General features: G+C 70.0%; 19 protein-coding genes. 4 read left to right on the top strand and 15 right to left on the bottom strand.

Going from position 1 to position 21,950, the window contains the following annotated elements; translation table 11 throughout:
* Positions 1 to 225: 225 nt before the first annotated feature.
* The 3 genes from OHA98_RS16880 to OHA98_RS16870 all read right to left on the bottom strand — a co-directional run bounded on the left by OHA98_RS16880 (position 226) and on the right by OHA98_RS16870 (position 2,740).
* Positions 226 to 654, bottom strand: coding sequence for a pyridoxamine 5'-phosphate oxidase family protein (locus tag OHA98_RS16880; RefSeq protein WP_266926642.1), 429 nt, complete (start codon positions 652 to 654; stop codon positions 226 to 228).
* A gap of 155 nt (positions 655 to 809) precedes the next feature.
* On the bottom strand, positions 810 to 1,559 hold the full coding sequence (locus OHA98_RS16875) for an NPP1 family protein (RefSeq protein WP_266926640.1): 750 nt from the start codon (positions 1,557 to 1,559) through the stop codon (positions 810 to 812).
* Positions 1,560 to 2,053: 494 nt separating this feature from the next.
* Positions 2,054 to 2,740: a TetR/AcrR family transcriptional regulator gene (locus OHA98_RS16870; RefSeq protein ID WP_266926638.1), complete on the bottom strand. Its 687-nt coding sequence runs from the start codon at positions 2,738 to 2,740 to the stop codon at positions 2,054 to 2,056.
* A 172-nt stretch (positions 2,741 to 2,912) separates the two neighbouring features.
* Here OHA98_RS16870 and OHA98_RS16865 point away from each other — a divergent pair, with 172 nt between their 5' ends.
* Positions 2,913 to 3,947, top strand: coding sequence for a medium chain dehydrogenase/reductase family protein (locus OHA98_RS16865; protein WP_266926637.1), 1,035 nt, complete (start codon positions 2,913 to 2,915; stop codon positions 3,945 to 3,947).
* 55 nt (positions 3,948 to 4,002) lie between these two features.
* Here the strand turns inward: OHA98_RS16865 and OHA98_RS16860 are convergent, their stop codons facing one another.
* From OHA98_RS16860 to OHA98_RS16825, 8 genes are all read right to left on the bottom strand, one after another.
* Positions 4,003 to 4,647: an SGNH/GDSL hydrolase family protein gene (locus OHA98_RS16860; RefSeq protein ID WP_266926635.1), complete on the bottom strand. Its 645-nt coding sequence runs from the start codon at positions 4,645 to 4,647 to the stop codon at positions 4,003 to 4,005.
* Between the two features lie 110 nt (positions 4,648 to 4,757).
* The gene (locus OHA98_RS16855) at positions 4,758 to 5,570 is read right to left on the bottom strand and encodes a sugar phosphate isomerase/epimerase (RefSeq protein ID WP_266926633.1); all 813 of its coding nucleotides are present in this window, start codon (positions 5,568 to 5,570) and stop codon (positions 4,758 to 4,760) included.
* 253 nt (positions 5,571 to 5,823) lie between these two features.
* Positions 5,824 to 7,251, bottom strand: coding sequence for a polysaccharide lyase 6 family protein (locus OHA98_RS16850; RefSeq protein WP_266926631.1), 1,428 nt, complete (start codon positions 7,249 to 7,251; stop codon positions 5,824 to 5,826).
* 156 nt (positions 7,252 to 7,407) lie between these two features.
* Positions 7,408 to 8,841, bottom strand: coding sequence for a polysaccharide lyase 6 family protein (locus OHA98_RS16845; RefSeq protein WP_266926629.1), 1,434 nt, complete (start codon positions 8,839 to 8,841; stop codon positions 7,408 to 7,410).
* A 45-nt stretch (positions 8,842 to 8,886) separates the two neighbouring features.
* Positions 8,887 to 10,242 (bottom strand): alpha-L-fucosidase, encoded by a 1,356-nt coding sequence (locus OHA98_RS16840; RefSeq protein WP_266926627.1) that lies wholly within the window; start codon positions 10,240 to 10,242, stop codon positions 8,887 to 8,889.
* A 153-nt stretch (positions 10,243 to 10,395) separates the two neighbouring features.
* Positions 10,396 to 11,262, bottom strand: coding sequence for a carbohydrate ABC transporter permease (locus OHA98_RS16835; RefSeq protein WP_266926625.1), 867 nt, complete (start codon positions 11,260 to 11,262; stop codon positions 10,396 to 10,398).
* Entirely contained in the window at positions 11,259 to 12,233 is a 975-nt protein-coding gene (locus tag OHA98_RS16830; RefSeq protein ID WP_266926624.1) for a carbohydrate ABC transporter permease, read from the bottom strand. The genes OHA98_RS16835 and OHA98_RS16830 overlap by 4 nt, the downstream gene beginning before the upstream one ends.
* On the bottom strand, positions 12,230 to 13,558 hold the full coding sequence (locus OHA98_RS16825; RefSeq protein WP_266926622.1) for a sugar ABC transporter substrate-binding protein: 1,329 nt from the start codon (positions 13,556 to 13,558) through the stop codon (positions 12,230 to 12,232). The genes OHA98_RS16830 and OHA98_RS16825 overlap by 4 nt, the downstream gene beginning before the upstream one ends.
* Positions 13,559 to 14,046: 488 nt before the next feature.
* On the opposite strand from OHA98_RS16825, the gene OHA98_RS16820 reads away from it, so the two are divergent.
* Positions 14,047 to 15,057 (top strand): hydroxyacid dehydrogenase, encoded by a 1,011-nt coding sequence (locus tag OHA98_RS16820; protein ID WP_266926620.1) that lies wholly within the window; start codon positions 14,047 to 14,049, stop codon positions 15,055 to 15,057.
* 94 nt (positions 15,058 to 15,151) lie between these two features.
* Here the strand turns inward: OHA98_RS16820 and OHA98_RS16815 are convergent, their stop codons facing one another.
* From OHA98_RS16815 to OHA98_RS16800, 4 genes are read right to left on the bottom strand one after another with little or no spacing between them, the layout of a single operon-like run.
* Positions 15,152 to 15,952, bottom strand: a complete 801-nt coding sequence (locus tag OHA98_RS16815; RefSeq protein WP_266926619.1) for an SDR family NAD(P)-dependent oxidoreductase — start codon at positions 15,950 to 15,952, stop codon at positions 15,152 to 15,154.
* Between the two features lie 54 nt (positions 15,953 to 16,006).
* Positions 16,007 to 16,789 (bottom strand): SDR family NAD(P)-dependent oxidoreductase, encoded by a 783-nt coding sequence (locus OHA98_RS16810; protein WP_266926617.1) that lies wholly within the window; start codon positions 16,787 to 16,789, stop codon positions 16,007 to 16,009.
* Positions 16,746 to 17,510: a GntR family transcriptional regulator gene (locus OHA98_RS16805; RefSeq protein WP_266926615.1), complete on the bottom strand. Its 765-nt coding sequence runs from the start codon at positions 17,508 to 17,510 to the stop codon at positions 16,746 to 16,748. The genes OHA98_RS16810 and OHA98_RS16805 overlap by 44 nt, the downstream gene beginning before the upstream one ends.
* 33 nt (positions 17,511 to 17,543) lie before the next feature.
* On the bottom strand, positions 17,544 to 18,098 hold the full coding sequence (locus tag OHA98_RS16800; protein WP_266926613.1) for a VOC family protein: 555 nt from the start codon (positions 18,096 to 18,098) through the stop codon (positions 17,544 to 17,546).
* 138 nt (positions 18,099 to 18,236) lie between these two features.
* Here OHA98_RS16800 and OHA98_RS16795 point away from each other — a divergent pair, with 138 nt between their 5' ends.
* Both OHA98_RS16795 and OHA98_RS16790 read left to right on the top strand, forming a co-directional pair.
* Positions 18,237 to 20,441 carry a thiamine pyrophosphate-dependent enzyme gene (locus OHA98_RS16795; RefSeq protein WP_266926612.1) on the top strand — a complete coding sequence of 735 codons (2,205 nt, stop codon included), beginning with the start codon at positions 18,237 to 18,239 and terminating at the stop codon, positions 20,439 to 20,441.
* Between the two features lie 37 nt (positions 20,442 to 20,478).
* Positions 20,479 to 21,885: a 2-oxo acid dehydrogenase subunit E2 gene (locus OHA98_RS16790; protein WP_266926611.1), complete on the top strand. Its 1,407-nt coding sequence runs from the start codon at positions 20,479 to 20,481 to the stop codon at positions 21,883 to 21,885.
* The last annotated feature ends 65 nt before the right edge of the window (positions 21,886 to 21,950 follow it).

Genomic DNA, 21,950 nt, shown 5'->3' with positions numbered 1-21,950 from the left:
CACGAGGCTCTGACCTCGACAAGAACGCAAGTCCGACATGATCCACTGCGCGGCAAACACGAGTTGGTCACATGTGCCACACACTCGCGTCACGGTGTGTAGACCTGTTGGCCGCGGGCTCGCGTGACCGGGCTCCGCCGCTCACGCGAGCCGGGAGAACGACACGGCCGCCCCCTTGGACCCGCCGGGCGGAATCGGCGGGAAGGGGACGGCCCGTGCGAGGAATCAGACCTGACCGAGATCCGAGCTGAGCCAGTGCCGCGGACGCATCCGGATCACCACCTGCTCGCCGTGGTTCTTCGAGGCGAACTCGACGTATCCGGGGACTTTCTCGGCAGGGAGATAGCGTGCCGAGACCTCTTCCAGGTCCTTGAGCGTCGCGGCGCGGGTCTCGGTGACGGGACCCTCGACGGACACATAGCGGATCGTCGGCTCCGCCCGGTCCACCAGCAGCGAGAACCGGCCCGCCGCGCCGATCAGTTCGGCCTTGCGCGAGGTGCGGCCGGTCAGGATCACGACGTCACCGCCCGGCTCGTACTGGTACCAGATGGGCACGTTGAGCGGGGCGCGGCCGCCGTCCGACGCCGCTACGGCCAGCGCGGCGATATGGGGCTCGGCGAGGAACCGTTCGCGCTCTTCACGTGTGAGGGGCACAGCGCTCTCCTTCGTCGGGGGTACGGGAGCTGCCCAGTGTGCCCGGCGGCCGGGCACGGGCCGTGCAGCCTCGCCCACGGCAACGGCGTGACATCGGGCGCGCCAGGGTCCTTCGCGAGCAGCCCGAGGAGAGGCCGCCCGGCACCGGCCACCCGTCAGGCGTTGGGGTCGAAGGGGATACCGGCGGGCTTCGCCTTCGCCAGGTGGTAGGTGAAGTTGCCGTCCTTGAGGCCGAAGACGGCGCTGCCGAAGTCGGCCTGCGACAGCTTGTCCCGCAGCCCCTCGGGATAGCCGTTCCATCCGACCAGCCGGGGGAACTGCCATGCGTGGTGGTGGTTCTCCGGCGGTTCGTCACCGGAGCCGGCAGGCCGGAAACAGTGCGTGCTCACACCGTCCTTGTGATAGACGATCTTGGGATGGGTACCGTCCCACCGGATCCGCTCACTGCCGTGGATGTCGAAGTTGCCGTGGGCGGAGGTGGAGACGTACCGGGCCTCGTTGTCCTGCACCCACACCACGACATGCTCCCAGTCGTGACGGTGCCCACCGAGGCCGCTGCCCGCCACGGCCTGGTCCTTCTCGAAGTAGAGGCCGTACATGATGGCGCACCAGCCGTTGTTGCACTTGGAGCGCGCGTATCCGTTGGTGTTGTCCAGGTCCTCCGCGTCGTGGCAACTGCCGTTGACGGCCCCCGTGGTGTTGAGACCGGGAGCGATGGTTCCGTCGGTGCCGATGGCGGGTGTGGGATAGCAGCCGTCGCCGTCGTAGTCGTAGGCGGGCTGGAAGGTCTGCTCCAGCCCGTCCGCGTTCGCGGGCAGAGCGGTGGGCGGGGCGGCGAGAGCGCTGCTCGCCGAAGCCATGACCAGGATCACGGCGGCGCCGAGGACGAGTGAGGCTCGGCGCATCCCCACTCCGTCTCGGCGCATACCTGCTCTGATCTGCACTGCTTCCTCCAGTCGGGCCACGTCGGGCGATACGGGCTTCATGGTCATGCCCATGACAATGACGTCGAAACCTCGCGGCCGCGCCCGGCGCCGCTGGCGGCGGGACGAGGAAGGGGCGGCCAACACCGGGGACCGGCGGGCCGGTTCGGTCTCAGGTCTCCGCGGTACGGCGAGAGCCCTGCGCCATCAGCGAGGGCTCGCCGCACCGGCGGTGCAGGGAAGCCCAACTCCCACGGTCCTCCGGGCCCGCCCCGCCCGCCCCGCCCTCCGTGCCCTCCCGGACCTCCGGGCCCTCCCGATCCTCCGGACCCTCCCGGACCTCGCGACGCGAGCGAGCGGCTTCACCGGGACAGCGGTCCGGATGTGGACACACACATGCGCACTTCCGGGCGTGGCGCCGCGGGAGCGGCGCAGCAGACGCGGCCGCTCAGCGGGGAGGGCGCGACACCGCCGCCTCAGCCGGGGAGCAACGCGTCCAGCTCGGCCGCGAAGAGCAGTTCCACGTCCAGGTCCATACCGGTGAAGTGGCCCGCCAGCTCCAGGGAGAGCAGACCGTGGAGACGAGTCCAGAAGGACAGGGCCCGGCGCAGTTCCGCAGGCCGGGCGGCGGGGTGACCGGAGGCCCAGTGCCGGTGCTCCTCCAGATACACATCGAGGTTCCCGGCAGCGGCGGCCGGGGGTCCGGGGGGAGCCCCGGCAGCGGCGGCCGGGGCTCCCTCCGGACCGGCGGCGACACACGCGTCGAGCAGCACCGACATGATCTCCGACGAGATCGCCGTGACGTCCTGCGGCGCGTGATACCCGGGCACCGGAGTGCCGTACACGAGGAAGTAGCGCTGCGGGTCCTCCAGCGCCCAGCCGCGCAACGCCCGTGCCAGCCCCGGGAGGTCACGGGGGTCGGCGTTCCGGACGGTGCCGGCGAGGCTCCGGTAGGCGTCCCGGATGAGCGCGGTGATCAGCTCGTCCCGGCCCGCGAAGTACCGGTACAGGGCCGGTCCGCTCATACCCATCCGCTTGGCGATCGCGTTGAGGGACAGCGCCGACGCGCCGGCGCCTGCGATCTGCTCCCAGGCCAGCTGCTTGACCTCGGCGCGCACCTGCTCCCGATATCGCTCGCGGGGGGTCGCCGCAGTCCCGGCCATGGTTGCCACCTCTCACTTCTCGTCATCACGCCAGCAGCCGGTTAGAGGCTATCAATACCGGCACACCTGCTCACGATCAATCCTTCCACCCGCTTGACATCACCACTACGGTAGCTCACGCTAGTTATAGCTTATAACGAACACGAGATGCACAATCACTGCGGAGGTCGGGATGAACGCCGTCGAGCGCGTCGAGGTCGTGCTGCCGGGCAGGGTCGAGCCGGAGGGACTGGAGATCCGCTACGGGCAGCCGGTTCCGGTACCCGGCACGGGGCAGGTCCTGATCGGAATGGAGGCGACCGGGGTCTCCTTCGCCGAGCAGCAGATGCGCCGGGGCCGTTACTTCGACCAGCCACCGTTCCCCTTCGTCCCCGGGTACGACTTGGTCGGCACCGTGCTGGCGGTCGGTGCGGGCGTCGGCCCTGACCTGCTCGGCAAGCGGGTGGCCGCCATGACCAGGACCGGCGGCTGGGCCAGTCATGTGGTGGTCGACGCCGACGACGCGGTCGGGGTGCCGAAGGGCGTGAGTCCCGCGGAAGCCGAGACCGCGGTCGTCAACGGCATCACCGCCTGGCAGATGCTGCACCGCAAGGCCCGTGTGCGCGCCGGTCACACGGTTCTCGTCCACGGCGCCAACGGCGGAGTCGGTTCGATACTCGTCCAACTGGCGCTCGGCGCCGGCGCCGAGGTCATCGGGACGGCATCCACCCGTCACCACGACGCACTCCGCGCGCTGGGTGTGACCCCCGTCGACTACCGCGGCGCCGATGTTCCCGCTCGTGTGAGGGAGCTGGCCCCCGGTGGCGTGGACGCGGTGTTCGACCATGTCGGCGGCCGCAGTGTCACCCACTCCTGGCGCCTGCTCGCCCCGGGCGGCACGGTCGTCTCCTACGGCAGCGCCGCCACCCGCGACGACGAGGGATCGGGGCTGTGGCCCGTGCTCCGACTCCTGGGCCGGGTATGGCTGTGGAACTGGCTGCCCAACGGACGCCATGCGTACTTCTTCAATGTCTGGGCCGGCCGCGCCCTCTCCAGGAACCGCTTCCGGGCCCGGCTGCGCGGCGACCTGACCCAGGTGTTCGCGGCATTGCAGCGCGGCGAGATAGCCGCCCGGGTCGCCGCCGAACTCCCCCTGGCCCGCGCCTCCGAAGCGATGCGCCTGGCGGAGTCGGGTACGGTCGCCGGAAAGGTGGTGCTCGTTCCATAGATATCTCCCCTGCCCGCCTCCGCCCGCATTCCGTCCTCCGCCTACCGCCTACCGCCTACCCTCGTGGGTGCGGGCCGCCCGCGGGGTCGACCGCGGCGAACCACGCATCGGCGATCAGCCTGTGGCCGAGGGCTGTCGGATGGACCCCGTCCGGGGCCAGCTCCGCCGTCTCCCTCTCCTCCGCGGCACGGCCCATCACGAGATCCGCGCGAACCACCTTGGCCTTATTGGCCAGCGCGGCCCGAAGGACGGCGTCGGTACGGGGCGACAGGTCCTCGAACCACTCCTGCTGTTCCGGGGTGACCGGAAGCAGGAAGGGGGTGATGACGACGAGCCGGGCGGACAGTATCCGCGCGGTGTCCGCGAGGAGGCTTCCGAGACAGGCCTCGAACTCGTCGACCGGGCTGAGAAGTCCCTGGTCGTAGCGCCGCCAGGTGTCATTGACGCCGATCTTGACCGTGACCGTCGTGGGCCGGTGGTCGATGACGTCGGCGGCCCAGCGGGATGCGAGGTCGTACACGCGGTTTCCGTTGAGGCCCTTGTTGATGACGGTGGGGCCGGGGCCCTGCCGGGCACGCAGCGTCTGCGCGATCTCATGGACGTATCCATGTCCGAGCGATGCGGAATCCGATCGGTCGCGGCCCGCATCGGTGATGGAGTCGCCGATGAACAGGAGCGTGTCCTGCTCCGTGATGTGCATGTCTGGCCTCCTGGCACAGGGGTGGCGGGATGGAAGGCGCTCGTCCCGGAAGCCGCGTACGCTCCGGTCGTCGCACGCCGACGGGTGGCGGACCCCGCCGGACAGGTCTTTCACAGACGCTCGTTCCCGGGCCTCCCTCGTATCGCCGGCCTCCCCGGGGTCCTGGGTGTGAGGGCCGCGGCGCGCCGCAATGTCGTGGCCTCGCGCGTCAGCAGGTCCGGATCGTCGCCGGGTACGAACTCCAGGAGTGCCTCGACCGGGGTGCTCCGCCGCTTCAGCAGATCGAAGACCCCGGTCCACAGGTCCTCCCGGTCCGCCAACGGCAGTCTGTGATTGGCCGGCCACCACGAGAAGACGTGCACCGCGCTCACGCGGTCGCCGAGTGTCATGAGCCCTGCCAGCGCCTCCTCGTCGGGGGCGTCGAGCGGTGGCTGCCAGTAGGTGCGGAGATTGTCCGCGCCCACCTCGTCCAGGAGCCGAAGGGTTGAGGGAACAGTGTCGGTAAGAGTCTTCGTATGGAACTCCAGCGCCAGTTCCAGGCGGTGGTCCGCGGCGATCCGGGCGGCCTCCCGCAGGCAGGCCACGGTCTCGCTCCGCTCCTGCGGTGTGGCGGCCCGCGAGCCGGTACCGCCCGCCCAGACCCGTACCCGCGGCGCCCCGAGGAGCACCGCGGCACGCGCGATCGCCGGGAACGCGTCGAGCTCGCCCGGGGTGGCGCGGAAGTACGAGCCGTACGAACAGCAGCCGAGCCCGTACGTGTCGGAGGCGTCGCGGACCGCGCGGACGGCATCGGCGTCATCCGGTGGCGCGTGCACGTCGGCTCCCCACTCGACCACCTCCAGGCCAGCCTCCGCGGCGTGGCGTGCCACCTCGGTGGCGGGCAGTTGCCGGAAGGTGACCGAGCACAGCCCTGTCCTGGTCACGGTGTCACCCGGCCCGGCCCGTGGACGGCTCGCCCTGCGGTGCGCGGCACCACGTCTCTTCTCCTCACGGTCACGGCATTCCTTTCCTGCGGTCGCCCTGCGGCGGCTCCGTCGTGCACATTCTCGGGGCCGCGGGTCCGGGTGCCTCCATCCCGCACGGGCGGCCGGCAAAGGAGGCGGTCCGTCCCGGCCGGACGGACGGACCGCCTCACCGGCGCCCTCTCACCGGCTCGTTGTCACGAGCGGGCGACTTTCAGGCCGCGTTCGGACCCACGTCGGCGGTCGTGAGCGGGTGACGGAGTGCGGGCGCTGTCGAGTATTCGTCGGCGCCGATGTCACGTGCGCCGCCGCGCGCGTCGCCGTCGATGTCGTCGGTCACGGTGGGGCTGCCCAGGGTGGCCGCGCCGATCGCCGGACTGCCCGCCGACAGCCGGGCGATGCCGTCCGGGCCGGTCACCAGCTTCGGATCGACGCGGGTGTACCCGCCGGAAGGCGCGTTGCCGTTGGACGCGGTGCCCCACAGGATGTTGCTCTGCCAGGTGAACGCGGTGGCCGTTCCCATCGCGACGAGGCTGCCGGAGGAACCGACGAGCAGGTTGTCGGCGATGACGGCGTTCCGGGGCTCGTACTCCCGTGTCTCGCCGGACAGTGTGCTGGAGTTGTTGAGCAGCGTGTTGTGCACGATCACCGCGCGGTCGCAGGCGTCGTTGCCTCGCCGCTCCTCCGTCGTCTCGCCCGAGTCGTGGTCGCGGGTGGTGCCGCTGCCGATCACCAGGGCCCGGCCCGACAGCCCGCCGAGGTAGTTGTTGACGATGAGGTGGTCGTTGCCGTACAGGCGCAGTCCGTCCGTGCCGCCGAGCAGGTAATTGCCTTCCACCCTGGAGCGGTTGCCGTGCCGCAGCACGATTCCGCCGAGGCTGTCGCGGATGGTGTTGTACCGGATGATGTTGTCGGAGGACTTCACCGAGATGGTCTCGGGGTCGCCGTCGCACCGCTCGAACAGGTTGTACTCCACGACCGCGTTGGCGCCGGACAGCGCCCGCCCGCTGACGCCGAGCCGGATCGGCTCGCCGCCGTTGGCCCCGCCGAAGCTGTGGTCGGAGAAGTGGTTCCTGAAGATGTGCAGGCGCTGGGCCATGGCGGTCGAGCCGGGGCCGTCGACCACGATGAAGATGCCCGCGGTGGTCTTGTCGTGGAAGTGGTTCCGGTCGATCTTCGCGTCGTCCGCCCGCACGACGACCCAGTACAGCCCTTCGATGTCAGCGAACCGGAAGTCGTTGCGGGTCAGCCGGATCCGCGAGCAGTTCGCCGGGAGTTCGAGCGAGGTGCTCTGACGGAAGGCGAAGCCGCTGACGGTGATGTTGCTGGAGTTGGTGAAGACGAAGCCGCGCTCGCCCTGGAGCACCGCGCCGCCGCGGGTTTCCGAGATGATGGTGATCGGTGCGTCTGTGGTGCCGTTCTTGCCCGAGACACTGATGGAGCCGCCGGACGGAACGGTGTAGGTGCCGTCCGCCAGGACGATCCGGTCGCCCGGTGCGGCGGCGTTGATCGCGGACTGGAGGGCGGCCAGGGACGTGACCGGCGCCGCGGCCTCCGCCGCGCCCACCGAGGGCGGTTGGGTGAGCGGCACGGCGGCCAGCGCTGCCACCGCGGTGCCTCTGAGGAACGTGCGTCGTTGCATGATGCCTCCTGCTGGGACAAGAAGGTGCCGGGTAGGACAAGAGGGTGCCGGGCCGCTCCGTACGGCCCCCGCGGCCGGACGTGCGGTGGACCGGCTGTGGCGGGCGGTGGGAGGACCGGGCTCACAGCGGACCGGCCGTCCCGCCCGGGCGGGTGTTCAGCGGGAACGGGGGCCCACATCGGCCGGGGACAGCGGCCGGTGCCTGGGGGGCCTGCGGGAGTACTCGTGCGCGCCCACGTCCCGGACCCGCCCGCGCGGGTTTCCGTCGATGTCGTGGGTGACGGGCGGCCGCCTGAGCGTGCCCGCGTCGATCACCGGGCTGTCCGCGGCCGGCCTGGAGATGCCGTCGTGACCGGTCACCGTCCTCGGGTCGATGCGGGTGTATCCGGCGGCCGGGATGTTGCCGTCAGGGGCGGCACCCCACACGATGTTCCCCGACCAGGTGAACCGTACGGTGTTCGCCATCGAGACCAGTTCCCCCGAGTCGGCGACGAACAGATTGTCGGCGACGGTCACGTCCTGCGGCGCGTGGGGGCGGTGGCTCTCGCCGGAGAGTGTGCCTGCGTTGTTCACCAGGGTGTTGTAGGCGATCAGAACCCGGTCGGGCGCGTCATTGCCGCGTCGCGCGTCGGCCGGTTCGCCGGGCAGGTGGTCGCGAGCCGATCCGCTGCCGATCACCAGGGCCCGCCCGGAGAGGCCGGCGAGGTAGTTGTTGACGATCACATGGTCGTCGCCGTAGATCCGGAGGCCGTCCGTGCCGCCGATGAGGTGGTTGCCCTCCACCCTGCTGCGGTTTCCGTGCCGCAGCACGATCCCGCCGAGGCTGTCGCGGACGGTGTTGTACCGGATGGTGTTGTCCGAGCTCTTGACGGAGATCGCCTCGGGGTCGCCGTCGGCGCGCTCGAACAGGTTGTACTCCACCACCGCGTGGGCACTGGACAGTGCTCTGGGGCTGACGCCGAGCCGGATCGGCTCACCGCCGTTGGACCCGGCGAAGCTGTGGTCGGAGAAGTAGTTCCTGAACACATGGACGCGCTGGGCCATTTCCTCCGTACCCGCGCCCTCGACACCGAGGTAGATGCCGAGCGTGGACTTGCCGTGGAAGTGGTTGTGGTCGACCTTGCTGTCGTCCGCGCGCACCATCACCCAGTGCACGCCCTCGATGTCGGCGAGCTGGAAGTCGTTGCGGGTCAGCCTGATGTGCGAGCAGCTCTCCGGGATCTCCAGGGTGCCGCTCTGGCGGAAGGAGAAGCCGCTGAGGGTGATGTGGCTGGACGTGTCGAGGACGAAACTGTGTACGCCGTGGAGGACGACACCGCCGAGGGACTGGGCGGCGATGGTGATGGGGGCGCGCCCGGTCCCCCGCTTGTTCCGGATGGTGAGGGGGCTGTCCGGAGGAATGGTGTAGCTGCCGTCGGCGACGACGATCCGGTCACCCGGCCGTGCCCGGTCGATCGCGGCCTGGAGCTCGGCCGGCGAGCCGACCACCGTCGGCGCCGCGACGGCGCTGCCGGTCAGGAGACCGCCGGTGGGGGCGGCGACGAGAGCTGCCCCGGCCGCCGTGCCCATCAGGAACGTACGGCGTTGCATGATGCCTCCGAGAGTGTGGTGGTGGAAAGAGGGGAGCCGGCCGTCTCAGCCGTCGGCCCGGTCGGCCGGAGCGTCCAGGTACAGCTCGATCACGGGCACAGGGGTGTCGGGGCGCTGTACGGGGAGCTGGAGGGTGAGCGTCCCTGCGGGCTGCCCACCCATCTCGGTGTTGAGCGCGGGCCGGTCCGGGTCGATGTGGATCCGGGTGATCTCGGAGGCGTCGTTGAGCAGCTGGGCGTAGCGGACCCGGCCGGCGAGTCCCGGCAGGTGCAGATGGCGCAGCGGCCAGGCGAACAGGTGGACGTAGAGCCGGTTGCCCCGCTGGGTGTACCGGCACTCGGAGGGGGCCGGGTACGGGGACGGGCCGCAGCCGCGGACCGACCGCTCGTGCAGGTCCATCCAGCGGCCGATCTCCCCGAGGACGGCGACGGCACGCGGTTCGAGGTCGCCGCGCCCGGTCGGGCCGACGTTGAGCAGCAGGTTGCCGCCCTTGGACACCCCGTCGACGAGCATCCGGATCAGCAGGTCGGCGCTCTTGTGGTCGAGGTTGTCGCGGTCGTATCCCCAGCTTCCGTTGAGCGTCTGGCAGGCCTCCCACAGCACGGGCTGCCCGTCCTTGGTCATGGGACCGGAGGGCTGGTACTGCTCGGGCGTGACGAAGTCGCCGGGAAGGCCGGTCCGGTCGTTGACGAGGATGTGCGGCTGGAGTTCGCGGACGGTCTCCAGGAGCCTGGGGGAATCCCAGTCGTCGGGGCCCTTGCCGCCCCACCAGGTGCGGCCCGCGTACGAGAAGTCGAAGAACAGGTAGTCGACGCGTCCGAACGACGTCAGCAGTTCCCGGACCTGGCCGTGCAGATAGCGCTGGTACTCGCGGATGTCCCGGCCGGCGTTGGCGGCCTTGAACTCCTCGTCGTCGCGCTGCGGGTGGGTGCCGTCCACGGGGAAGGAGGGGTGGTGCCAGTCGATCAGGGAGTAGTAGAGGCCGACCTTGAGCCCTTCGGCGCGGCAGGCCTCGACGAACGGCCCGACGAGGTCGCGGCCGTGCGGGGTGTTGGTGACCTTGTAGTCGGTGAGGGCGCTGTCCCACAGGCAGAAGCCGTCGTGGTGCTTGGCGGTCAGGACGACGTAGCGCATCCCCGCCGCCTTCGCCGCCCTGGCCCACTGGGCGGGGTCGTAGCGGTCGGGGTCGAAGTGGTCGAAGTAGACCTGGTACTGCTCGTCGGTCAGCTTCTCCTGGTTCTTGACCCACTCGTGCCGGGCGGCGAGGGAGTACAGGCCCCAGTGGATGAACATGCCGAACCGGTCCGCGGTGAACCAGGCGGTGTCCGGTGCCGGTGCGGGCGCCTGGACGGCGGCGGGCGCGTGCGGGTCCGCCGATGGGGTGTCAGCGCTCGGGGTCATGGGGCATCGCTCCTTGTCATCGGCGTCCGGTCCCGCTGTCCGGGGCGCGGTCGGCGCTCCGGGCGGCGGGACCGGACAGGCTGGTTGTGCGTGCGGGGGCCGGGCCGTGGTGGGCGCGGGAGGTGTTCGGAAGCTGCCGGACCGACTGCCGGGTCAGCCCTTCAGGGCGCCGGACGTCAGACCGTGCACGAAGGAACGCTGGAAGAACAGGAACACGACCACCGAGGGCAGCAGCGCCAGCAGGGAGGCTGCCATCACCACTCCGGGGGTGACGGCGGGATCGATCCGCAGGGTGCGCAGCGCCAGCGGCAGCGTGTACGAGGAGGAGTCGGTGGAGACGAGGAGGGGCAGCAGATACTGGTCCCAGATCATGGTGAACCCGAAGACTCCGATGACCCCGAGCGCGGGCTTGCACATCGGCATGATGATCTGGGCGAAGATGCGCAGGTCTCCCGCGCCGTCGATCCGGGCGGCCTCTTCGAGTTCCCTCGGTACGTCCTTCATGAACTCGGTCATCACCAGGATGGAGAATCCCCAGGCGCCCAGGGGAACGATCATTCCGGCCAGGGTGCCGATGAGGTTGAAGTGGACCACCGGCAGGTCGGCGAGGATCAGGGAGAGCGGCAGCGCCAGGATCTCCTCGGGCAGCATCAGGGTCGCCAGGATGGCGACGAGCGCCAGCGTCATCCCGGGGAAGACCTTCCTGGCCAGCGCGTAGCCGGCCAGGACGGAGACCGCCACCTGGAGCAGCAGTCCGAAGCCGACGACGAAGAACGAGTTCAGCAGATAGCCGAGCACGCCCTGGTCGAAGGCGATCCTGAAGTTCTCCAGGGTGGTGCCCGAGGGGATGACGCTCAGCTGGGTCGGGTCCTTGACCTGGCTGAAGGCACTGACCAGCAGAGCCAGCAGGGGCCCGGCGAAGACGATCAGGACCAGCAGGTAGGTGACGGCCTTCAGGATCCGCCCGCCCGGACTCCTGCTCTCGGTCAGGCCCAGCGCGGTCTCGGTCGGCGCGTTCACTTGCTCTCCCTCCGTCGCAACAGATGGACGACGATTGTCAGGATCAGCGTCGCGAGGAACAGCAGAACGGCTCCCGCCGCGCCGACACCGAGTCGGTTCTGCTCCAGCCCGAGCTTGTAGATCAGGGTCATCACGACTTCGGTGGAGCCGTCGGGTCCGCCGTTGGTGAGCAGGAACACCTCGGTGAACACGCGCAGTCCGCGGATCGCGGCGAGGATGAACAGGATCGAGAACACCGACCGCAGTCCGGGCACGGTCACATGCCACACCCGCTGCGTTCTGGAGGCGCCGTCGACCTTGGCGGCCTCGTACAGACCGCGGTCCACACTCGTCAGCCCGGCGAGGAAGATCATCATGTCGTAGGGGGCGCCCCGCCAGATACCGGTGACCATGATGGAGGCCATCGATGTGTCGGGGTCGTTGATGAATCCCGAGGGGCCGAATCCCACCAGGCCGAGGATGCCGTTGAGCATGCCGTCCTCGGTCGGGTGGTACATGATCCGCCACAGTTCGGCGACGACGGCGATCGGTACCACGACCGGCAGGAACGCCGCGGAGCGGATGAATCCCAGCCGGCGGCCCTGCCCTTCCATCAGCAGCGCGAGCGCGAGGCCCAGCGCCATCGAGCCGGCCGTCTGACCGGCGGCGAGGACGACGGTGTGCCACGCGGCCTCGCGGAAGCCTTCGGAGTGGAGCACCGTGGAGTAGTTCTCGGTGCCGACCCAGCTGCTCCCGAGGTAGGGCTGGACGTCCTGGAAGGACATGGTCAGCGCGTTGGCCATGGGGATGAACTTGAAGTACAGGAAGAGGAGCAGTGCCGGGGCCAGGAACAGCCACGGTGTCCACCACCGGCCCGCCCGGCGGTTGCTCCGGCGGCGGCCGGCGGCGCCCCCTCCGGCCTGCCCGCCCGATTTCGGGGCGGCTGGGCCGGCCGCCGCGGGGGCGGCCGGATCCGCCTGGTCAAGACTCATGACGCGGCGATTCCCTGCTCCTTGAGGATGTCGGCGAGCTGCTTGTCGAGTTCGCCCAGCTTGGCCTCGGTGTCCAGATCGCAGTCGGCCATCAGCGCGTTCACGGTCTCCGCCGTCGTCTGCCGTACCGGGGTCCAGTTGGGGATGGACGGCGCGTACCGGCCGGAGTCCCGGTAGGCCTCCGCATAGGTGTTCCAGCGGGGGTCGGGGCGGACCTCGGAGATGTCCACGGTCTTGTTGACGGGCAGTTGCACGGTAAAGCCGGTGTCGCCCTGCATCCCGATCTTCTGTCCCTCCGCGGAGACGGCGAAGTCGGCGAAGGCGTCCTGGCCCGCCCGGTTCTCGGAGCCGGCCATCAGATAGACGGAGGCACCCTCGGCGAGCACGGTCGCGTCCTTGGGCCCCTTGGGCATCGGCACGACCTCGTACTTGTCCTTGCCGAGCGTCTCGTCGAAGCGGGGCAGCAGATACGGGCCGACGACGAACATGCCGGTCCGGCCCGCCTCGAACGTCTCGTTCGTGGGCGGAGTCTCCATGGTCACGGCACCGGGCTGGATGACCTTGTTCTCGCAGCCCAGATCACGGAACCACCGCACTGCCTCCAGCGATGCCTTCGTGGTCATCGCGGGCTTGTACGTGCCGTTGCCCGACTCGGTGATGAAGTCTCCGCCCGCCGCCCAGAGGAAGTTGGAGAAGTACCAGGAGGCGTAGCCGCGCTTGGTGGAGAGGGGGGCCGCGAGGCCGAAGGTGTTCTTCTTGCCGTCACCGTCCGGGTCCTCGGTGGTGAAGGCGGAGGCCATCGCGGAGAAGTCGTCCCAGCTCTGCGGGACCTCCAGCTTCAGTTTCTCGCGCCAGTCCTTGCGGATCAGCAGCGCGGACGCCTGCGCCGAGTACGGCAGGCCGAACTGCTTGCCGTCGACGCTCTTGCCGGAGTCCAGCCCCTGGCCGATGAGCTGATCGGCGCTCTTGATCCGGTCCAGGTCGATCTCCCGGAGCAGGCCCTGACTGTGCATGGCTCCGAGCTGTGTCACATCGTTCATGACGATGTCGGGAAGGTTCTTCTGCGCGGCCCGCTGCTGCAGCTTCGTCTCGAAGTCGTCGAAGATCGCTGTGACCTTCACCTTGAAGCCCGTGGCCTTCTGGAAGGCGGCGGCGAGCTTCAGGGTGCCCTTCTCCCCCGGTCCGCCCGGTGTCGTCCTGGTCCACAGTTCGAGCGGTGCCTTGGAGTTCTGCTTGGCGTCCACTCCCGCAGGCCCTGATGTACAGCTGGTGAGGACCAGCGCCGAGGCAAGGAACCCCGCACCGATCCAGTGCGATCTCTGCATGACAACTCCTGTTTCGCCGCATCACAGCTGGCCTGGAAAGCGCTTGCTGGGGACGCTAATGGGGTCCGAATCCGTGGTCAATAGTCCGATGAATACAAAAATTTTGCGATGGCTCGCCGGAGCCCCGGCAGGCAACCCCCCTCCACGACCCCTTACGCCCCAGAGCCTCCACAAGAGGAATGCCGACCCCCAGATGTCGCCTGACGGAACGGCAGACCAGCCACTCAGAGGCACGGAACGCCGCGCTTCGTGACATCGCACATGCCCGCGACGGCGACCGGGGCAGCACCGACAAGGTAACTCAGCCTCACCTAGGGGCTTTTCCAGTCATCCGATGTATCGTGCTGCACGTTGCGTCGATCGAGGCGCCGAACAAGCCACACCAATCCGCGACATCCGGTCAGACAATTCCCCACACGCCCCACCAGACACGGGCAGTACGGGCCCCTGACGGATCGCCAGTCGAGGTGCTGAGGAGCGCAACCCGCATGAACGAGCCGGCAGCCCGACCGACAGCACTGTTGGTCATGGAGCAAGAACGCAGGGCGGACGTCTATCCCCGCGAGGTTCTGGCCGGAATCGACCGGCTCGTGGAGCGGCAGGCGCCGGCCCTCACCCGGCAGCAGCTCGCCGAGGACCCCGACGCGCTGCGCGGGGTCGACATCCTGCTCACGGGCTGGGGCGCGCCCGTCCTCGACGCCGCGCTCCTGTCCCGGGCACCCCGGCTGCGGGCCGTCCTCGTCGCGGCGGGATCGGTGCGGCACCTGACCACGCCCGCGTTCTGGTCACGCGGGATCCCGATCGTCTCCGCCGCCGCGGCCAACGCCGTCCCGGTGGCGGAGTTCACGCTGGCCCAGGTTCTTCTCGGGCTGAAGCAGGTGCACCGCATCACCCGTGAGGTGGCGAGCAGCCGTCGCTTCCCGCACAACCCTCAGGTCCCGGGGGCCTACCGGTCACGCGTGGGCCTGCTGGGGCTCGGGCACATCGGCCGGCTCGTCGCCTCCCACCTCGCCCGATTCGACATCGAGGTCCTCGCGGCGGACCCCGTCGCCTCCCCGGACACCGCGCGGCGGGCAGGGGTCCGGCTCGTCGGCGTGGAAGAACTCTTCGCCACCTGCCATGTCGTCAGTCTCCACGCACCACTGCTGCCCGAGACCCGGGGCATGATCGGGACGCGGCTGCTGAACTCCCTGGGGCCGGGTGCGACGCTGATCAACACCGCGCGTGGTGCGCTCATCGACGAGCACGCGGCGGCGGAGGTCCTGCGTGCGCGGACCGACCTGACCGCCGTACTCGATGTCACCCACCCGGAGCCACCGGTCGAGGACTCCCCGCTGTTCACCCTGCCCAACGTGGTCCTGACACCCCACCTCGGCGGTGCGCTGGGCCCCGAACGCCACCGTCTCGGCGAACTCGTGCTCGACGAGCTCCGCCGCTTCACCGGGGGCCTGCCGCTCCAGTACGCCATCGACCCGGCCCACGCCGCGTCGCTGGCCTGACCCCCGCGGAAGCCGTACGGCGGAGCTCTGCGGCCATGGCCGGGCGGCGCGCGGGGCGGCCGGGTGACCGGGTACCGCGCCCGTCAGCCCGGCGTCACCGTGTGACCGCGTACCCGTCCGCCGTCCAGCCGCCGTCGCTGACCATCACCTGGCCCGTGATGTTCGCGGACACCGCGGAGGACAGGAAGAGGGCGAGGTGCGCGATGTCCTCCGGGCTGCCGAGGCGGCCGCGCGGGGTACGGCGGCGCAGCACCTCCGTGTCCAGCCGCCCGGTGGCCGAAAGCCCGGCCAGCAGGTCGGTCTCGACATACCCGGGCGCCAGCGCGTTGACCCGGATGTTGTGCGGGGCCCATTCCACTGCCAGGACCTTGGTGAGGGCGGCGACGGCGGCCTTGGTCGCGCAGTACGCGGCGCGCTCGGGCCCGGCGGTCACCCCGTACATCGACGAGGTGGTGAGGATGACGCCTCCGTCGCCCTCGCGCATGACGCGTGCGGCGGCGCGCGCGCAGACGAAGACGCCGGTGAGGTTGACGTCGAGCGCGGTGTTCCAGCGGTCGAGCCCGAGGTCGAGGGAGGGGGCGTTGGCCGACACCCCGGCGTTGCCGACCATGACGGACAGTTCTCCCGTACGGCCGGTGAAATCGGCGAGCGCCGCGGTCACGGCGTCCTCGTCGCTCACCGGAGCCGTGGCCGTCCTGATCACCCGGTCCGGCCGGCGCGCCGCCAGTACGGGCCGTACCCGGTCCAGTTCCGCGCCGTCGATGTCGAGCAGCAGCACATGGCAGCCGGCTCGCACGAAGGCCTCGGCCATGGCCAGCCCCAGGCCGCGTGCGGCACCTGTGACGCACACGGACCCGCCGTCCAGGTCGGGGTAGACCGCTGCTCGCGTCGTCATGTTCTCTTCCGCTCCCGCTCTCTCCACCGCTTGCTCGCCGCCGTTCCCACACGGTCAGATCATGTGCATGCCGCCGTTGACGTGGATGACCTCGCCCTGCACGAAGCTCGCCGCGGGCGAGCAGAGGAAGGTGACGACGGAGGCCACTTCCTCCGGCCTGCCCAGACGGCCGAGGGGGGTGGTGGAGAGCGCGGTGTCACCGCGGGAGGCGACGTAGTCGCGGGTCATGGGGGTCTCGATGATTCCCGGCGAGACCATGTTGATCCGGGCCCTGGAACCGAGTTCCCAGGCGAGGCTGCGGGAGAAGGCGAGCAGCGCGCCCTTGGTCGCCGCGTAGTGCGCGTGCCGGACACTGCCCCGGTGACCGGCCATGGATGTCAGATTGACGATGCTGCCGCCCTCGTTGAGGTGGGGCAGAACGGCGCGGGTGAGGTAGAAGACACCGTTGAGGTTGACCGAGATCACCGTGTTCCACTGTTCGTCGGTCATGTCGGCGACGGCCTGTTCCGGGTAGATCCCGGCGGCGGGTACGAGGAAGTCGACCGAGCCGAACGTCTCGACCGCTGCGGCGACGAACGCGTTGTTGCTCTCCGGCGAGGCCGCGTCCAGGCTACGGGTGATCACGGTCCTGCCGGTGGGGTCGAGCGTCGCGGCGAATTCCTCCAGGGCGGCGGCGTTCAGATCGCCGAGCACCAGATGGGCACCGGCTGCGTGGAACTGCCGGGCCACCTCGCGGGCGATGCCGCCGCCCGCGCCCGACAGGAGAAGGGTCCGGCCCTCGAAGGGGCGGGTGTCAGTCCGCGGGGCCTGCTGCGTCTGCTGTGTCGTCGGTGTCATGGTCATCCTCGTTGAACAGTTCTGGGTGTTGGGTCAGCTCCAGCCGCGTGCGGCGGATGTGGCCGGTGAGAAAGCGTTCGGCGTCAACGGTGTCGGCTCGCTTGATCGCCTCGATGATCAGGCGGTGTTCGGCGTGGATCAGCTCCCAGCCGCTGTCGCCCGCGAGCCGGGCGAAGGCACGCCGGTAGTGCTGTGTGGTGTTCCAGAACCGGTCGACCATGGCGTTGATCTGGTCGACCCGGCATCCGGCGTAGGTGAGCAGATGCAGACGGCGGTCGAGGTCCAGGAAGCGGTCCACGTCGGTGGTGAGCTCGATCTGCCGTGCGATCGTCTCCAGTTCGGCGACCTGTCCGGCGGTCAGGTTCGGGACGCTCTCGATCAGGGCGAGCGGTTCCAGCCGTTCGCGGATCTTGTAGACGCCCTCGCACTCCGCCATGTCCATCCTGGAGACCCAGGCGCCGCTGTTGGACTTCACGACGGTCAGGCCCTCGGCCGCCAGTATCCGCAGGGCCTCGCGCACCGGGAGCCGGCTCGCGCCGAGCTGCGCGGCGACCTGCTCCTGCATGATCCGTGCGCCGGGGCGCAGTTCACCGCTCAGGATGGCGGCCCGCAGATGGTCCGCGACGCGCTGGCTGGCGACGGCGGCACTGGGACCCGGGGTACTGGAAGCGGATGTGCCGGCTCCGGGGGTACCGGATCCGACGGGCGGCTTGCGTGACATGACTCTCCCTGGTGCGGTGTCGCGGCGGCGTGTTCAGACGGAAGGCTGCCACAGCAGCACCGGTGCCCCGTCCTCGTACCGCTTGCCGCCCGGGTAGGAGACCAGTTCCAGCTGCATCCCCCAGGGAGCGAGGAAGTAGACCCACCGCTGTCCCTCGCTGGGACCCGAACTGGCCGTGGGTCCGCCCAGGATCCGTACGCCGTGCCTCCGCAGATGCGCGACGGCGGCGTCGAGGTCGGTGACGTAGAAGGCGAGGTGGTGGCCGCCGACGTCGCTGTTGCGCGGGGGGCGGGTCTCCTGCCCGGGGGCCTCGTACTCGAAGATCTCGAAGTTCGGGCCGCCGGCGCAGCGGAAGAAGCGCAGCTCGCGCATGACGGCGCGCGGGTGAACGCCGAGGTGGTCGCTCATCCAGGTGCCCTCGGAGCGGAACGGCCCGAGCGAGTAGACGTGCTCGCAGCCGATCACCTCGACGAAGAACCGGGTGGCCTCCTCGAGATCGGGAACCGTGAAGCCGATGTGCTCGACACCGGCCAGCCCGGGAAGTCCACGCTCCCGATCACCTTTGGAATGGATCCATTCGTCCGCCATGGCTCCCACAGTGCGCCGCCATAGGTGCCATAGTCAATGGACATTCCCGAAATCTGAACGTAACGTTCCGATAACGAGGTATTGGCTATGGATCCATTGACTGCGACAGTGCTCACCGAATCACACAGGAGAGTGCTCATGCCCACACACCGGAAACTGGCCCCCGCCTCACCGTGGACCGAGGTGACGGCGACCAAGAAGGACTGGCACGGCGCGGACCCGCGGCTGCTGACCTCGATGTTCACCCAGACCCTGCTGATCCGGACGTTCGAGGAGTACGTCCTCGACCTCGCGGGCCAGGGGCTGGTCCACGGCCCGGCCCACTCCAGCATCGGCCAGGAGGGCGGCGCCGTCGGCTCCGTGCTCCCGCTGACCGGCGCCGACTTCGTCGGCGGCTCGCACCGCGGGCACCACCAGTTCCTGGCCAAGGCGCTGGGGTACGTCGCGCCCGGCGGCATCGACCTGCGCCGGCCCGTCGACGACGCGGTGCGCACCGTCCTGTCGCGCAGCCTGGCCGAGATCTGCGGCCTGGCCAAGGGGTTCTGCCGGGGCCGGGGCGGATCCATGCATCTGCAGTGGCGCGAGGCCGGGGCCATGGGTACCAACGCGATCGTCGGCGGCGGCGTACCGCAGGCGGCCGGGTTCGCCTGGTCGGCGCGGCAGGCCGGCACCGATGCCGTCTCGGTCAGCTACTTCGGCGACGGCGCGGTCAACATCGGCTCCGTACTGGAGACGATGAACCTCGCCGCGGCCTGGAAGCTGCCGGTCTGCTTCTTCATCGAGAACAACAAGTACGCCGTCTCCACCCACGTGGACGAGGCGACGGCCGAACCCCGGCTGTCGGCGCGCGGCCTGGGCTTCAACATCCCCAGCTGGCGCGTGGACGGAATGGACCCGCTGTCCGTGTACCTCGCCATGAGCGAGGCCGTGGACCACATGCGGGCCGGCCATGGCCCGACCATCGTCGAGGCCGAGGTCTACCGCTACTTCCACCAGAACGGCCCGTTCCCCGGCAGCGCCTTCGGCTACCGCACCAAGGACGAGGAGAAGGAGTGGCGGGCCCGCGACCCGCTGGCCCTCGTCTCCCGGCAGCTCGTCGAGAACGGCATCCTGAGCGTCGGCGAGATCGAGGAGTGCACCGACCGCGCCAAGTCCGTCATGGCCGCCATCGGCGACGAACTGCTGGAACCCGACCCCGAGGGCAAGCCGGGAACCCGCCGCATCAGGCCCGCCGAATGGCCCGACCCGTCCTTCCGCGACGTCGGCGTACGGGGCGACCTCAGCGAGTTCGAAGGCGTGCGCTTCGCCGACACCTCCCCAGGCGCCGGGCCGGACGCCTTCCAGGGACGGCTGGAGCAGCGGAAGTTCATCGACGTGGTGGCCGAGGTGATGAGCCGCCGCATGGCGCAGGACTCATCGGTCGTCGTCATGGGCGAGGACGTGCACCGCCTCAAGGGCGGTACCAACGGTGCGACCAAGGGGCTGGCCGAAGCCCACCCCGACCGGGTCCTGGGCACGCCCATCAGTGAGAACGCCTTCGCCGGGCTGGCCGGTGGCATCGCGCTCGACGGCCGGTTCAAGCCGGTGGTGGAGTTCATGTACGCCGACTTCATGTGGGTCGCGGCCGACCAGATCTTCAACCAGATCGGCAAGGCGCGGCACATGTTCGGAGGCGACGGTCAGGGATCCGGCGTCCCGCTCGTCCTGCGCAGCAAGGTCGCCATGGGCACCGGCTACGGCTCCCAGCACTCGATGGACCCGGCGGGAATCCTCGCCACGGCCCCCGGCTGGCGCATCGTCGCCCCGTCGACGCCCTTCGACTACGTGGGCCTGATGAACAGCGCGCTGACCTGCAAGGACCCGGTTGTCGTCCTGGAACACACCGACCTGTACAACGCGGTCGGCCCGGGGCCGGTCGACGACTTCGACTACTGCCTGCCCGTGGGCAGGGCCGCCGTGCGCCGCACCGGATCGCGGATCACCGTCGTCTCCTACCTCGCGATGACCGGCTACGTCCTGGACGCCGTCGAGCAGCTGGGGCTGGATGCCGAGGTCATCGATCTGCGCTGGCTGGACCGCGCCAGTCTCGACTGGGACACCCTCGGCGAGAGCATCCGCAAGACCAACAACGTGCTCATCGCCGAGCAGGGCCCCGTCGGCACCTCCTACGGCGGCTGGCTGGCCGACGAGATCCAGCGCCGCTACTTCGACTGGCTCGACCAGCCGGTCCAGCGCGTCCAGGCCGGTGAGTCCTCGCCGAGCATCAGCAAGGTGCTGGAGCGGGCGGCCATCGCACGGACCGAAGAGGTCGTGGCCGCGCTCCAGCGGGTCACCGGGAACTGACCCTCCCCGTACGGCAGAACACCCAGGAGGGTTGATCATGGCAGAACTGTTCCGAATGCCCGCTGTGGCCGCCGACGCGGCAACGGCGGTGCTGTCCGCCTGGCAGGTGGCGGAGGGCGCCTCGTTCACGAAGGACGACGCGCTGGTCTCCATCGAGACGGACAAGGCAGAGGTCGATGTCGCCGCCGAACGTGACGGCGTGCTGCTCAAGACGCTCCACGAGGCCGGTACGGAGGTCGAGGTCGGGGACCCGATAGCCGTACTCGGCGCCGCCGGGGAGCAGCCCGGTGACCTCGGCGCGCTGCTGGCGGAGCTGGGCGTCAGCGTTACGGGGCCCGGCGAGGCCCGGCAGGCGGTACGCAGGGACGTGCCGGAGGACGCGGTCACGGAACGTCAGGTGTCCCCCGCGTCCCAGGTGTCCCCTGCATCCCCTACGTCCCCTACGTCCCAGGTGTCCCTGGCATCCACGGTGGCGTCCACGCCCTCCTCCGCCGCACCGTCGGGCGGCGGGCCGGATCGCGGCGGGCGCGTCTTCAGCAGTCCCCTGGCCCGCAGACTGGCCCGGGAGGCCGGGCTGGACATCGAGCTGCTCACCGGCACGGGTCCCGGCGGCCGCGTCGTCCGGCGTGATGTCGAGGCCGCGGTCACCGCTCGCCGGGCACCGGCAGCGGTGGAGCCCCCGGCCCCCCTGCCGGACGCACCCGCGCCGCAGCCGACCGCCGCACCCGACGTCACCGATGATGCCGGTGGCACCCCGGATTCCGGTGACCACGAGGACATCCCGCACAGCCGCATGCGCCGGGCCATCGCCAGGCGCCTGACCGAGAGCAAGCAGCACACCCCGCACTTCTACCTGCGGGCGACCTGTGCCGTGGACGAGCTGCTGGCCCTGCGGCAGCGGCTCAACGCCGTCAGCCCCGTCAAGGTCTCGGTCAACGATCTGCTGATCAAGGCCGTCGCCACGGCGCACCTCCAGGTGCCCGAGATGAACGCGATCTGGCGGCCGGAGGCCGTCCGCAGGTTCGGCACCGTCGATGTCTCGGTCGCCATCGCCACCGGCAAGGGCCTCGTGACCCCGGTGCTCCGTGACATCGGGGACCTGTCGGTGTCGGCGATCGCCACGCGGACCCGCGCCTACGCGGAGCAGGCGCGCTCCGGGTCGCTCCATCCCGCCGATCTCGAAGGCGGCTCGATCACCGTCTCGAACCTCGGCATGTACGGGGTCGAGGAGTTCGCCGCCATCATCAACCCGCCGCAGGCCGCGATTCTGGCCATCGGTGCCGCACGCGACGAGGCGATGGTCCGCGACGGCGCGGTCACCGCTGCCAAGGTCCTCGGCGTGGTCCTGTCCGTGGACCACCGCCCGGTGGACGGAGCCGTGGCCGCACGATGGCTCGCGGTATTCACCGAGGCCGTGGAGAACCCGGTCCGGCTCGTCGTCTGAACCCACCCCGGCCGGGCGGCCCGCGGCGTCACCGCCGTCCGCCGCCCGGCCCCTCCCCCTCGGCC

Origin of the sequence: Streptomyces sp. NBC_00654 (genome assembly GCF_026341775.1) — a bacterium.
Lineage (GTDB): Bacteria > Actinomycetota > Actinomycetes > Streptomycetales > Streptomycetaceae > Streptomyces.
This window is presented reverse-complemented; position numbering and strand designations above follow the sequence as displayed.